General features: G+C 47.5%; 12 protein-coding genes. All 12 read right to left on the bottom strand.

From position 1 onward, the window contains the following. Position 1 precedes the first annotated feature (1 nt). Positions 2–1,414, bottom strand: a complete 1,413-nt coding sequence (locus tag M1K58_RS18125) for a UDP-N-acetylmuramoyl-tripeptide--D-alanyl-D-alanine ligase (protein ID WP_256760242.1) — start codon at positions 1,412–1,414, stop codon at positions 2–4. Next, positions 1,411–2,898: a UDP-N-acetylmuramoyl-L-alanyl-D-glutamate--2,6-diaminopimelate ligase gene (locus M1K58_RS18120; protein ID WP_256760241.1), complete on the bottom strand. Its 1,488-nt coding sequence runs from the start codon at positions 2,896–2,898 to the stop codon at positions 1,411–1,413. Before M1K58_RS18120 ends, M1K58_RS18125 begins: the two co-directional genes overlap by 4 nt. An 87-nt stretch (positions 2,899–2,985) precedes the next feature. Then, entirely contained in the window at positions 2,986–4,917 is a 1,932-nt protein-coding gene (locus M1K58_RS18115) for a stage V sporulation protein D (protein ID WP_256760240.1), read from the bottom strand. Positions 4,918–5,003: 86 nt separating this feature from the next. Further along, entirely contained in the window at positions 5,004–7,283 is a 2,280-nt protein-coding gene (locus M1K58_RS18110) for a penicillin-binding transpeptidase domain-containing protein (protein ID WP_256760239.1), read from the bottom strand. A gap of 30 nt (positions 7,284–7,313) precedes the next feature. Continuing rightward, positions 7,314–7,718, bottom strand: coding sequence for a cell division initiation protein (locus tag M1K58_RS18105; RefSeq protein WP_256760238.1), 405 nt, complete (start codon positions 7,716–7,718; stop codon positions 7,314–7,316). A 43-nt stretch (positions 7,719–7,761) separates the two neighbouring features. Next, a complete protein-coding gene (gene rsmH / locus M1K58_RS18100) occupies positions 7,762–8,718 on the bottom strand; it encodes a 16S rRNA (cytosine(1402)-N(4))-methyltransferase RsmH (protein WP_256760237.1) in 957 nt (318 codons plus the stop codon). A gap of 74 nt (positions 8,719–8,792) precedes the next feature. Continuing rightward, complete coding sequence (mraZ, locus tag M1K58_RS18095) at positions 8,793–9,230, bottom strand: division/cell wall cluster transcriptional repressor MraZ (protein ID WP_256760236.1); 438 nt, start codon at positions 9,228–9,230, stop codon at positions 8,793–8,795. Between the two features lie 136 nt (positions 9,231–9,366). Continuing rightward, positions 9,367–10,542: a DUF4349 domain-containing protein gene (locus M1K58_RS18090; RefSeq protein ID WP_256760235.1), complete on the bottom strand. Its 1,176-nt coding sequence runs from the start codon at positions 10,540–10,542 to the stop codon at positions 9,367–9,369. A gap of 109 nt (positions 10,543–10,651) precedes the next feature. Continuing rightward, positions 10,652–10,984: an antibiotic biosynthesis monooxygenase gene (locus M1K58_RS18085; RefSeq protein WP_256760234.1), complete on the bottom strand. Its 333-nt coding sequence runs from the start codon at positions 10,982–10,984 to the stop codon at positions 10,652–10,654. Beyond that, positions 10,981–11,409 carry an ankyrin repeat domain-containing protein gene (locus M1K58_RS18080; protein WP_256760233.1) on the bottom strand — a complete coding sequence of 143 codons (429 nt, stop codon included), beginning with the start codon at positions 11,407–11,409 and terminating at the stop codon, positions 10,981–10,983. Before M1K58_RS18080 ends, M1K58_RS18085 begins: the two co-directional genes overlap by 4 nt. Continuing rightward, the gene (locus M1K58_RS18075; protein ID WP_256760232.1) at positions 11,372–12,214 is read right to left on the bottom strand and encodes an ABC transporter ATP-binding protein; all 843 of its coding nucleotides are present in this window, start codon (positions 12,212–12,214) and stop codon (positions 11,372–11,374) included. The genes M1K58_RS18080 and M1K58_RS18075 overlap by 38 nt, the downstream gene beginning before the upstream one ends. Continuing rightward, the gene (locus M1K58_RS18070) at positions 12,211–13,224 is read right to left on the bottom strand and encodes a FecCD family ABC transporter permease (protein ID WP_256760231.1); all 1,014 of its coding nucleotides are present in this window, start codon (positions 13,222–13,224) and stop codon (positions 12,211–12,213) included. Before M1K58_RS18070 ends, M1K58_RS18075 begins: the two co-directional genes overlap by 4 nt. Position 13,225 lies beyond the last annotated feature (1 nt).

Here is a 13,225-nt window from a genome sequence, read left to right as displayed (position 1 = left end):
GTCACCCCCTGACTCCTTTCTGCAATATCGTTACAAGCTCTTCTAATCGCATCCCTCTAGATGCTTTAACAAGAACTAAATCTTCCGAAGCCAATTGAGCAAGCAAATAATGTGCTAATGCTGCTTTATCATCGAAGTGCTGAACACAACCATCTGGAAAATTCATCTTTGCTTCTTGATAAGTTTCATTCGATAAGGAACCGTATATAAGGACGTTATCCACCTTGGTGTCATCTAGGTATCGACCAATTTCCCCATGTAGTGCAATCTCATCCTCGCCGAGCTCAAGCATATCTCCAAGAACGATCCATTTACGACGATAACCTGACAGCTCAGCAACAAGATTGATAGCCGCCTTAACAGATGATGGGCTAGCATTGTAAGCATCATTGAAAATGATAGCTCCATTGTTCGCTTTACTTTGCTCAATACGCATACCTGTCAGCTTCGTGAATTTCAACCCTTCGCAGATCACCTCGAAGCTTAAATTAAACTGGTGTCCGACCGCCACAGCTGCAAGGGCATTAATGGCATTATGCCTACCCGCTATCGGCAGTTCAACTTGGATTTCGGTGTTGCCTGTGCCCATTACGGTAAATTGTGTTCGATCTGCGTTTACCCTAATGTAGCGAGCGATCCAGTCACAATCCGGTTGTTCACCAAAAGTAACGATTTCGAACTGTTTGTCTAACCCTGTCGCAGCCAACTGCTCAGCGATTAGGGGTTCATCGCCATAATAAACAAGCGCCCCACCCGACTTCAACCCATCCGTAATTTCGAGCTTTGCTCTGGCGATATTCCTACGCGTCCCAAGCTGAAGCAAATGTGCCTCACCGATATTCGTAATAACGGCAATGTCGGGCTTCGCTAATGTGGTCAAAAGAGCAATCTCACCTTTTCCGCTCATCCCCATCTCAAGAACGAGCACTTCCGTATCCTTAGGAGCACTTAATATCGTTAGCGGCAGCCCGATATGATTATTGTAATTCCCTTCTGTTTTATGTACACGATACGTCGTGGACAGCACAGAGAAAATCATATCCTTAGTCGTCGTCTTTCCGTTACTCCCGGTGATCGCGACGACTTTCGCAGTTAGCTTGTTCTTTAAATAGCCTGCCGAGAGAGCCTGCAAGGCGACTTCCGTATTTGTAACAAGAATGAATGGAAGATCGATGTCCGGTAACGGAACGCTGCTGTCCCATAATGTCGCAGCAGCGCCCGCATCCTTCGCAGTTTGAATATAATCATGTCCGTCGAACCGTTCACCCCGTAGAGGTACGAACAGCTGACCAGACGTTATGTTTCGCGTATCGGTCGATACTCCGGACAATAAAAGCCCATCTTCGTCGGCGAGCCCGTGCGTTCCTTCCGCACCGCTCCATTCGACCACTTCACGAACATTTGCTTGCATCACTTGATTCGACTCCTTATCGCTTCTTTAGCTACGAGGCGGTCATCAAAATCATGCGTAACCCCACCGATAATTTGATAGGTTTCATGACCTTTCCCCGCAATCAATACTACATCGCCGGGGCTTGCCATTTCAACCGCTTTTTCAATTGCAGCGCGCCTATTCGGCTCCAGCTCATAGCGATCCTCAGTTACCCCTGCATCCTTCAGACCGACTTCGATATCTCGCAATATCAAGAGAGGATCTTCCGAGCGCGGATTGTCACTGGTCACGATAATTTTATTTGCCCGCTCTGCTGCAATTCGCCCCATGATCGGACGCTTCTTCGTATCGCGATCTCCACCGCAACCGAATACGCAAATGACATTACCCGTCGCCAGCTCATTGACCGTGTTCAGAACATTTTCCAGGCCATCAGGGGTGTGGGCATAGTCTACGATAACCGCGTAAGGCTGACCCTCGTTGACAGGCTCTACGCGTCCCGGTACACCAACGATCGTTTCTAGGCTACGTATGGCATCATCCAAGTCAATCCCATCGCACAATGCCGCCCCCAGAGCCGCTAGCGCATTATAAACATTGAATTTACCAACAAGCTTTAAGTTAATCTTCCGATTCCCACGAAAGGAATCTAGCGTAAAGGAGGTACCTCCAGCAGTAATCGTCACATCCGAGGCTTTCAGGTGCGCATCCTTCTCGATCCCATAGGTCAGCACTTCAGAAGCGGTCAGCTTAGCGAACCTAGCAGAAGCTTCATCATCGCTATTCAGCACCACGAAGGTACGCTCCTCAGCATTGTCAGAGTAAGAGTTACCCAGCCTTGAGAAAAATAAACCCTTGGCCGCTTCATAAGCTTCCATAGTACCATGATAGTCGAGGTGATCCTGCGTCAAATTTGTGAATACAGCCGTACGGAAGCTACACCCCTTAACCCGTCCCTGCTCCAAAGCATGGGAGGACACCTCCATCACACAGCGCTCAGTCCCCGCGTCCACCATAGCATGCATAATTTGTTCAAGCTCAAGAACATCTGGAGTCGTTCCCGACATCGGAAGGCTTTGGCCTCCGAAACGAGTCTCAATCGTGCCTATGACTCCCGCCGACACTCCGGCATCCGACCAAATTTGCTCAATTAAATAGGCCGTCGTTGTTTTACCATTCGTGCCCGTTATTCCGATCGGGCGCAGCGCGTGGGACGGTCTTCCATAGAAGAAATCCGCTAGCATCGCAAGCGCTAGCCTTGTATCCGGCACCACGAGCTGCGTCGCGGATATCGGTAGCTCACGAGATGTAACGAGCGCGACTGCACCGCTCTCAATGGCTTGGGCTGCATAGTCATGCCCATCTACCGTATGCCCGGGCAAACAAAAGAATAAACAACCCTTCTTCACTTTACGTGAATCAATTTCCATGCTTTGCACGGTTACAGATGAATCGCCGATGATGCGTGCAAGGAGAAGCTGTTGTGACAATACATTTAATTTCATAAAAACTCGGCCTCCTGATGACCAGATGTACAATGTACACTCATTATGTTCCAATGACTCCTAATCATTCAAGGGGAAAATCCATTTTTAGTCCGCTGCTCCTAGATAGATACGAATAACAGAACCCTGATCAACCCTTGCCCCTGCTGCGGGAGCCTGCCGAATGACCGTATTCCCACTTCCAGATGTTGCTAGTTGGAAATTCGAATTCATGTCCTCATACAGATCAGAAACCGTCTTGCCTACGATATTCGGTACAGTAACGATTTTAGGCTCACCGCTGCTTATTTTATATTTTTTCTCCACTTGATCCGTTCGTGGCTTAACTCCTAAATAGGGCAGCGCATCCGCCATAATATTGTGTACGATCGGCGCAGCTACGACCCCACCAAATTGAATGCCCTGTGGGTTATCAACTGCTACGTACACGATTAATTGGGGATCGTCCGCTGGAGCGAAGCCGATGAAGGATACAATATGCTCATCCTTGGAGTACCGGCCATTGATGACCTTCTGCGCTGTACCCGTTTTACCCCCTACCCGATACCCATCCAGAAAAGCTTTTGCCCCCGTCCCTTGCGCGACGACCTTCTCCAACGCCTCTCGCACCTTCTTCGACGTCTCTGGCGAGATCACTTGTCTAACAAGCTCGGGCTGCGTTTCCTCTAGTATCATTCCGGTTTCTGGCTGTATCCAAGACTTCGAAACAAAGGGCTTATATAGCTTCCCGCCGTTTATAGCTGCTGAGACTGCCGTAATTTGCTGGATCGGCGTAACCGATACACCTTGACCGAATGCGGTTGTCGCAAGCTCAACAGGCCCAACCTGCTTAGGCTTAAACATAATTCCGTTCTCTTCACCCTTCAGATCAATGCCTGTTTTCTTACCAAATCCGAAATCATAAATATAAGAAAATAGCTTTTCCTTCCCCAATCGTTGTCCTAATGTTACGAACCCTGGGTTACAAGAATTTTCGACGACTTCAAGAAAGGTCTGGCTGCCATGCCCGCTCTTCTTCCAGCACCGCAGCTTTGCTCCTGCGACATCTATGTATCCTGGGTCGTAAAAACGCTCATGCTCCAGATCGACCTTACCTTCCTGTAAAGCTGCAGCCAGCGTAATGATCTTAAAGGTAGAACCTGGCTCATAGGTCATCCATATCGGTAAATTGCGATTATACACCTCGACAGGCACTTCCTGATACTTGTCTGGTTCAAAGGTTGGCCTGCTGCCCATGGCATAAATTTCTCCGGTGTTTGGATTCATAGCGATGGCAAGTGCGCTATTGGCTTGGTGCTGCAGCATGGCTTGATCAAGCTCACGCTCCAGGATCGATTGAATCTTCTGATCAATCGTCAGCTTCAAGGACAAGCCGTCCTGAGGCGGCACAAACAGATCAGAAGACTGTGGCATCTTGCGACCAGCGGCATCCGTTAGAGAGGATACGTTGCCCTTCAAGCCCGTTAATCTCTCATCGTATTTCAGCTCCAAGCCTGTCAATCCTTGATTGTAGCTACCCGTAAAGCCTAGTACATGCGAAGCTAGACTCCCGAACGGATAATACCTCTTGTTGTCTTCCGACACCACTATGCCGGGCAAATTCAAGCTGCGGATGTCCTGAGCTTTCTCAAGCGTCAATTTCCTTCCGCCAGGCTTAAGCTCTACATTGGATACAACCTTGGAGATGAGCTTAAACAAGCTTTCCTCAGACATGCCTAGCAGTCCAGACAGCTTCTGGGCTGTCCCACGCTTGTCTTTGATCTGCACCGGAATCGCATAGATTGTCGGAGAGCTGATGTTATAAGCAAGTCGCACCCCGTTCCGATCCAGAACCTCGCCCCGCTTAGCTTGGAATGGAATATCGCGTCTCCATGAATCCTCGGCTCTCTTCGTAATGTCTTCGCCGATCAAGAGCTGCACATATCCTAACCTAATTACTAAACATGCGAAGGCGATAACTGCCACTACCAGTACGACATAAAGCCTCTTTCGAACAGTAACCTGTGAAATCTTCTTCATGAAAAAACCCCCTTTACCGGGAACGTCTGAACATGCTTTCGCCTAGTTCCAGACTATTCTTCGGACAAGTGGGTTAGAACAAGCCCTTACTCCTTAGGTGGTGCTTCAGTCGACTGTGCCGTCGACTGATTAGCTTGTCCCTGGGGGGAGAGCTTTATTTGGAGGATCCATTTACCATCAATTTTAACAGCCTTCTGACTGGTGACATAACCCTGCCCTTCAACCGTGCACACGACTTTTAACAGCGAGCACATTTCTAGAGCATCCCTCAATGACATTCCCTTCAGATCGGGTACGTTGCCTTGCGTTTCATCTGTAAGCAAATAAATTTTCTGGGAGGCTGGAAGGACACCCCCCCCCTTCGGAAGCTGCTGTAGTACTTTACTGCCTTTGCCAAGCACATCAACCTTAAAGGAATGCTCTTTCAGCTGCTGACGCGCCTGAGCCACGGTCATTCCCGTCACGTCTGGTAAAGTCATCGTCACTTCACCCTTCTTAGTCGTAGTTGTCGACGCAGATTGGGATTCAGATTGAGATTCTTTCTCCTCATCCGTTAAGTTCGGCTTGATACCAAGATGCAATAGAGATTTACCCATAATTTCCTTAAAGATCGGACCTGCTACTGCACCGCCTCCAGCATTATCGATCTGAGGCTCATCCACGACGACGTAAAGAACGACCTTCGGCTTCTCTACAGGTGCATAGCCGATAAATGAAACGACGTATCTATCTTTGGAATAGCCTTCTTCCTTAACATTCTTCGTTACCTTCTGTGCCGTTCCCGTTTTTCCAGCAATGCGATAACCAGGAATAAAAGCAACTCTGCCCGTACCGATTTCTTGATCGCTGACTACGGTTTCCAAATACTCTCCAACCTTGCGTGAGCTGTCAGCAGAAATAACCTGGCGAATAACCTTCGGCTCGGTGACTTTCTTCTCACCAGTATTCGGATCACTAATCATTTTCACAATCTGCGGCTGCATAAGCTTGCCACCATTTGCCACTGCGGCTACTGCCGCCACTTGCTGGATTGGGGTAACCAGAACCTTACCCTGACCGAAAGTTGCTGTTGCGACCTCAGAAGGATAGTCTAGGCTGTAAGGCCTAGAAACTTCGTTCGGCAGCTCGATACCTGTTTTCTGGCCAAAGCCGAAGTCATTAATGTATTTGATGAGCTTTTCCTTACCTAGCATCTCATAACCAAGCTTAACGAACGCCACGTTACTGGAATGCTTCAACCCTTCCAGATAGGTGATCATCCCATTCTCTCCCCAGCCTCTTCCGCCATTATGATCCTTGACAGGCTTGTCCTTCTGGGTATATTTAATCGATCCCGATTTGTAGTAAGCATTAGGATCAAACAATCCTTCCTCGACAGCCGCCGCCAAGGTTACGATCTTAAACGTTGAACCTGGCTCATAAACAGATTGAATAGCATTATTCCGAAAAGAGTTCTGATCCTTAAAATTCCAGTAAGTGTTAGGATTATAGTCTGGCATACTCGCCATCCCAAGGATTTCCATTGTATCTGGATCTGCGGCAATTGCCGTTATACTGATCGGTTTATATTTTTCAAAAGCAGTTCTCATCGCTTCCTCGATGTAGAATTGAATGTCCTTATCGATCGTCAACGTTACGTCCTTACCATCAAGCTCTTGCTTATATTCTACTTCACCATTAGGAAGCTGAACCCGAGCGCCATCCTTCTGATACTTTATAAATCCAGGAGCACCGCTGAGCTCTTCGTTCAGCTTTTTCTCTAATCCAGTGATAGCAATTCCATCTTTATCTTCATAGCCAAGAATATGGGAAGCGAGTGTACCATTCGGATAATAACGCTTCTGCTCCTCGTTAAAATAGAGGCCCACATCGCCCTTCACACCTGTCAGCTTACGTATTTCTTCCCGAAACACTTCCAGCCGGTCCTTGATCGCTTTATCAACCTTCCAACCGTCTGGACGCACCTCCCTCTGGGAAAGGTAAGTTCCATCTTCCTTCTTGGCCGCGACAATTTCCCTTAGCTTACTTTCACTTGTCCCTAATACATTATGGAGCTTCGATACCATTCGATCTGTTAACTTCCACTCGGGATGCTTCGCTTCCAACTCTGCAATACGTTTAGGATTGACGGCAATCGTGTAGGCAACCTCATCCCCTGCCAACACCTTCCCATCGCGATCCAGTAGTCGTCCACGCTCTTGCCGAATCGTATTACTCGTGTTCCAGGTTTTCATCGCTTCTTCGGTCCAAAAATCGGCCTTGACGACTTGAACCCAATAAATGCGAACAATCAAACCAAAAAAAAGGAGGGTAAATATCCCTCCCGCTAGTAATGTACGTAGTTTAATTCTTTTAGTCATAGCCATATTAATGTCCTCTTCTTTTCCCGATTGTGCTTAAGGCTTCATCGCCACAGCATTCTGATCGTCTTTGGAAGCGGTGATACTCTCAGGATTTTGCACCATGCCCATCGCTGTCGCTCTTTTTATAATCTCGGTAGAATCACTTGATATTTCCTTTTGGCGTTGAAGATCTTTATTCTGCTCTATGGTTTGATTATACGATTTCTTTAATGACTGGATTTGTCCGTTCATCTGATAGATTTGCGCATAGCGTAAAATAATAAAGCCCGCAATGAAGACGACAATTGCGATCGTTAACAAATATAACAACTTCTCGCCGATCGGTATCGATCGGCGAAGCGTAACTGTAGTGGTCTGCGTTGCTCTGGCTCGTTGAACTTTTTGTTTTTGTTCCTGTTCGGGCTCCGGACGAAGCGCCAAGTTGCCGTAGTATGCCATATCTTCCTTGTGCTCCTCTCAGTTAATCTATTGTGAACTCGTATTATCCGAGCTTCTCTGCAATTCTTAGTTTGGAAGAACGAGCACGAGGATTTGCCTCAAGCTCCTCCTCTGTCGGTAAAATCGGCTTGCGTGGCGTGAGCTTCAAACGTCCTTCGCCGCCTCCGCAAACACAAATCGGGAAATCCGTAGGGCAACTACAGCTTGCAACTTCTTTAGTGAACGCCGTCTTGCAAATACGATCCTCCAAGGAATGGAACGTAATAACAGCTACACGCCCCCCTGGGCTTAAGCAATCTATGGACTGCTCCATAGCCTCTTGCATGGCTCCTAACTCATCATTCACGGCAATACGTAGCGCTTGAAATGAACGTTTCGCAGGATGTGGACCTGTCCGACGTGTCGCTGCAGGAATCGAAACCTTAATAATCTCTGCCAATTGCCCTGTTGTCTCGATCGGAGCCTTTTCTCTAGCCTTTACGATATTTGCTGCGATTTTGCGAGCAAATTTCTCTTCTCCATAATCCCGAAGGATGTTGGAAATTTCCCGCGCGTCCCACTCGTTCACGATTTCCTTCGCTGTTAGAGATTCGTCGCGGTCCATTCGCATATCTAGCTCGGCGTCCAGATTGTAGCTGAAGCCACGATCGGCTTCATCCAACTGTGGGCTCGATACCCCAAGGTCGAACAAAATCCCATCGACCTGGGGTACGCCGTCCTTTTCTGGAACTCCAGCTTCCTTCAGGGCCATCTTCAGGTACCGAAAGTTGCTTTTCACCAACGTTATGATATCGCCATAAGGCGCTAATCGCACGCGCGCATTGGCGAGGGCGGCTTCGTCCTGATCCAGCGCAATCAATCGTCCCTGTGGCCCAAGCTGCGAGGCAATTAGCTCGCTATGCCCAGCTCCACCTAGTGTACAATCTACATAAATACCGTCAGGACGTATGTTTAAGCCTTTCACGGATTCCTCTTTCAATACGGTAACATGGTGAAACATAGTTGCAGCCTCTCGGTACCCCATTCGGGGTCCGTCTTTCTTGTTTATGTATGTGTTTGTAAGTTGTTAGCGGATTAAAAGTTAAAATCAAAATCGACCAGCTTCTCGGCAATTTCATTAAAGGAATCTGCAGACTGCCTTGAGTATTCCTCCCACGTCGCTTTGTCCCAAATCTCCACTCTGCTGGAAACGCCAATAACCGTGCACTCTTTATCCAGCTTGGCATATTCGCGCAAATGATTAGGTACGTTTACTCTTCCCTGTTTATCCCATTCGCATTCGGATGCGCCTGAGAATAGTAATCTTGAAAATGCCCTGGTATTAGCCGCCATAGACGGCAGGTTTTTGATCTTCTGTTCGAGCTGGTTCCATTCTTCGTGGGGGTAGACGAACAAGCAATTGTCCAGTCCACGGGTAACGATAAAGTCTGTGCCGAGAGCTTCACGGAATTTCGCTGGGATAATAATCCGTCCCTTATCATCAATACTGTGCTGAAATTCCCCTAAAAACATAAGCTCTCTTCACCTCCCCCATCTTTCACCACTTTCCACCACTCTGAACCACTTATGAAGATTATTCGCCCCATAAAATAAAAATCCTGCTTCTTGAGCAGGATTTTAATAAATATATTTTACGGGATTAACAACTTTAGTCTTTAGGCTGTTTAGGTTCGGGGTCTATTTCAGACTCTGAGGATTGATTCTCCACTTCATTTGCATCCACTCTAGCTATCGCAGCATTGGATTTGTTATATGCTTTTCTCTTCTCTTCAGCAAGCGCTGCTAGGGCTGCCTTGTTCGCATTACGTCTGCGCACGAAGGTATAGGTTGGAACTCCAACAATAGCAACGATGACTAACACAGGGAGCATCGCAGCTATCACAACTAGTAAGCCTTCCCCGAATTGCCTAATCACTTTGGTGCTCCCTGACAAAGCATCAGAGATCCGTTCGCCAACTCCCTTGTCCTCTTCCTTCTTCTCCTCTTTAATTTCTTCAATTCCAGAGGGTTGATACAAGCGCAAATTGATCGTAGAGAAGGCGACGTTCTGATCGAGGAAACGAATGCGTCCTTTGATCTGCTCAATCTCCTCCTGCACTCGTGCGAGCTGATCGGAGAAACGAATAAGATCATCCGATTTCGTTGCTTTGTCCATAAAGGCAAGCAATCGGGTTTCTACGGTTTGCTTTGCTTTAAGACGAGCAGCTAAATCTACGAATTCTTCTGTAACGTCGTTACCTGCAACCTCTCGCTCAAATTTCAGACTTTTAATTTTTTGTATTTTCTCCAAGAAGGGCGAGAACCCCTCTGATGGCACTTTAATAACATAGGTGGCACCGATCTCATTCGTGTTGCGACTATCCGAAAATTGTAGTACATAGGCGCTGCCAAGATGGATAAGATCTAGAAGCTGAGCTTCGGCTACCTTGAATTCCTCAACCTTCATCACTAAATTCGCCTGGTAAATGACTTTGCGACCAAAGCCTGCGTTCGCGTCCGCGATCGGACCAATTCCTCCGCCGATAGCACGTGTATCGTTACTAGATTGTTCTTCACCTGATAGTGCTTCTTGAGGTGCAGATGAGCCTTCGGCGACTTCCAAAGCCATTTCAGAGTTAGCTAAAGAGCTCGAAGAGGTCGTAGTGGTCTGGTCTGTGACTTTCATATTGCTCGAACTATCCGCCATAGGTGCCTCTATATTAGCTTGGGCAGACGAATCTTTATCGTTATTACTCCCACCACATGCCGATATCCCCAACAGCAGCACAATCGTCAGCAATAACACAATTCCACCTCGAAAGCTCCTTACCCATTTCCCTCTCATCTCGATCTCCCCTTTTAGGTTTCTGCAACCATAGACGGAGGTTAACAGGAAAATGTTACTAATTTTATAAAGAAAATCCCGCAACGCAATTAAGCGAGCGGGAACTTCTTTAACTTTCTATTGGAAGTGCTGGATGATGAGTGACAATCACTTCGTGAAGCGTTATTTTATTTCCAATTACCATGTCACGGTTACCGTTTTCCCCACGAGTGACGTGCGCTTGTTTGAAGGAATCGCTTTGCACCCACGCATCGAAGGCCTCTTTGTTTTCCCAAGTTGTACACACTTGATATTCTTCGTATTCTTCTAGCCCTTCCGTTCGCAATAACTCCATTCTCACAAACCCAGGAAAGGTATGAACACTTTTCGGAGTTTTGAATCTATCTCGCATTACATTCCCATAGCCAGGCTTTACTTGGATCGTATTCTTTACGACAATCATTTAATCTCTTCCCCTCCAATGGCTTGCTCCAGAAATTGAAATACCACCTGTGCTCTAAGTCCACCCATGGCTGCATGCCTGATTAAAGGTATCCCGTGTGGACCCTCCGCATGGACCATATCCGGATATTGTTCGATGATAGATTTCACAAGCTCTAAGTGCCCAAGCATCGCTGCCGCAAAAATATCTAGCCTCGCACCCCGAGCAACTAAATACTCTGCAATGTCCCGTCTGCCCACGTGAGCTGCAGCCCCTAATCCGGTTTCCCAATCTCCTCCGCCCCAATTCATAGAGGCATGCAGCAGTCCAGGCTCCTTATCCAATAGCTCCTTAACCTTATCCAGATCAGCATGAGCTGCGCTAACGAATGCTCTTACGAGCTCAAGCTCAATTGCCGCTAACGGCTTTCGCGATTCCAACGCCATTATTCGTTTCTCCCCCTATTTTCGCTTTCGCGAGCCCTCTTGGTGTGTATACTGGCTTCCCCTCATCCTCGTAAACCTTCGCCTCAATACCAAACACCTGCGAGAAAAAGGAGGGGATGTATACTTCCTGAGGCGTACCTTGACTAACGATCGTACCGTCTTTCATCGCGATGATACGATCGCTATAACGGGCGGCTTGGTTCAAGTCATGCAGCACCATTATGATTGTAATTCCCTGCTGGCGATTAAGATGCTGTAGTAATTCCATCACCTCAAGCTGATGCGCGACGTCCAAATACGTCGTCGGCTCATCAAGAAGCAATGTATGCGGGGTTTGTGCAACAGCCATCGCAATCCAAGCTCTTTGACGTTCACCACCGGACAATGTGTATATAGAGCGATATTGTAACTCGGTCAAGTTCGTCATCGTAAGTGCCCAATCTACGATATCTTCATGCTCATTGCGACATTCCTCATACCATTTCAAATGCGGATGCCGACCTTGCCTTACTAAATCCCGAACTGTCAAATCTAGATTATGGTCTTGTATTTGTGGTAGCATCGTCAGCTTACGTGCGACCTTCTTCGTATTCATTCTAGCGAGTGCTTCCCCTTCCAAGAAAACAACCCCGCTTCGCGGTTGAGCCAATCTCGTTAGAAGCCGAAGTACTGTCGATTTACCGGAACCGTTAGGACCTACGATACTAGCCATTTCTCCTTGCTGAATGTTAAGATCGAAATTTTCTACGATATTCCGATTGTCATAACCGAATTGGATGCTCTCCGCCTTTAAGACGCTCTTCACCCTCTTAACCTCCCTCTCAATAAGTAGAGGAAAAATGGTGCACCTAGCAATGCTAACAATACGCCGACAGGAAACTCGATCGGGTCAAACCATGCCCTTGCCGAAGTATCCGCCGCAACCACAAGTGCTCCACCTCCAAGTGCTGATAGCGGGAGGAAAAACTTGTAATCATTGCCTACGATCATTCGCACAATGTGGGGCACAACCAATCCGACGAAGCCGATCAGTCCCGAGACGCTTATCGCTATGCCTGCCAAGAAGGTGGACATAAGGATAATTAGCATTCTACTTCTCTCTACGCGATTTCCGAGGAGCTTCGCCACTTCGTCACCAAGGATCAAAGCGTTAGCATGCTTCACTAGGAATACGGACAGGATTATGCCAATACATGCATAAGGAAAAATCGTATCGAAATGCGGCCAGCTTTTTCCATTCAAGCTACCTGCAAGCCAGGGTAGTACCGATTGTACCTTCTCGCTATTCAGTAGCATAATTGTCGTCATTCCCGCTCCTAGCAAGGAGTTAACCGCCACCCCAGCAAGGATCATCCTCCCTGTAGGTGCGCCTTTATTCCAAGCTAATACGTAGATGATCGCTGCGGCAACCAAAGCACCTAAGAACGCTGCCAACGGGACAAGCGACATATGCTCTGGGAATAAAATCATCATCGCTACCGCTGCCAATCCCGCCCCCGCAGAAACCCCGATAATACCTGGATCCGCAAGAGGATTGCGGAATACCCCTTGAAGGAAAGCACCTGATATCGCCAAGCAAATGCCGACGAGTAATCCAGTAAGTACTCTTGGAAGCCTTAAGTTCCATACGATCTGATGGAATTCTGAATCCGAACTTCCGAAGAGCGCGGCCCACACCTCTTTAACGGGGATCGAGACAGCACCAACCATTAGCCCATATAGAATAGAGAGAATGACTAGAGCTATAAACAATGCGAATAACAAAATTCTGACCCTCGCACGAGGATCTTGACGCTGGATGATTTCTTCACTCATT

It is taken from the genome of Cohnella sp. WQ 127256, assembly GCF_024519285.1.
GTDB lineage: Bacteria > Bacillota > Bacilli > Paenibacillales > Paenibacillaceae > Cohnella.
The sequence above is the reverse complement of the archived record's forward strand: the minus strand, read 5'-3'. Positions and strand labels throughout refer to the sequence as shown.

Excerpts from the sequence above, each read along its gene's own strand:
- rsmH (WP_256760237.1), bottom strand. The coding sequence starts at position 8,718 with ATGTTTCACCATGTTACCGTATTGAAAGAGGAATCCGTGAAAGGCTTA.
- M1K58_RS18070 (WP_256760231.1), bottom strand. The coding sequence starts at position 13,224 with ATGAGTGAAGAAATCATCCAGCGTCAAGATCCTCGTGCGAGGGTCAGA.
- M1K58_RS18105 (WP_256760238.1), bottom strand. The coding sequence starts at position 7,718 with ATGGCATACTACGGCAACTTGGCGCTTCGTCCGGAGCCCGAACAGGAA.
- M1K58_RS18085 (WP_256760234.1), bottom strand. The coding sequence starts at position 10,984 with ATGATTGTCGTAAAGAATACGATCCAAGTAAAGCCTGGCTATGGGAAT.
- M1K58_RS18080 (WP_256760233.1), bottom strand. The coding sequence starts at position 11,409 with ATGGCGTTGGAATCGCGAAAGCCGTTAGCGGCAATTGAGCTTGAGCTC.
- M1K58_RS18115 (WP_256760240.1), bottom strand. The coding sequence starts at position 4,917 with ATGAAGAAGATTTCACAGGTTACTGTTCGAAAGAGGCTTTATGTCGTA.
- M1K58_RS18090 (WP_256760235.1), bottom strand. The coding sequence starts at position 10,542 with ATGAGAGGGAAATGGGTAAGGAGCTTTCGAGGTGGAATTGTGTTATTG.
- M1K58_RS18120 (WP_256760241.1), bottom strand. The coding sequence starts at position 2,898 with ATGAAATTAAATGTATTGTCACAACAGCTTCTCCTTGCACGCATCATC.
- mraZ (WP_256760236.1), bottom strand. The coding sequence starts at position 9,230 with ATGTTTTTAGGGGAATTTCAGCACAGTATTGATGATAAGGGACGGATT.
- M1K58_RS18110 (WP_256760239.1), bottom strand. The coding sequence starts at position 7,283 with ATGGCTATGACTAAAAGAATTAAACTACGTACATTACTAGCGGGAGGG.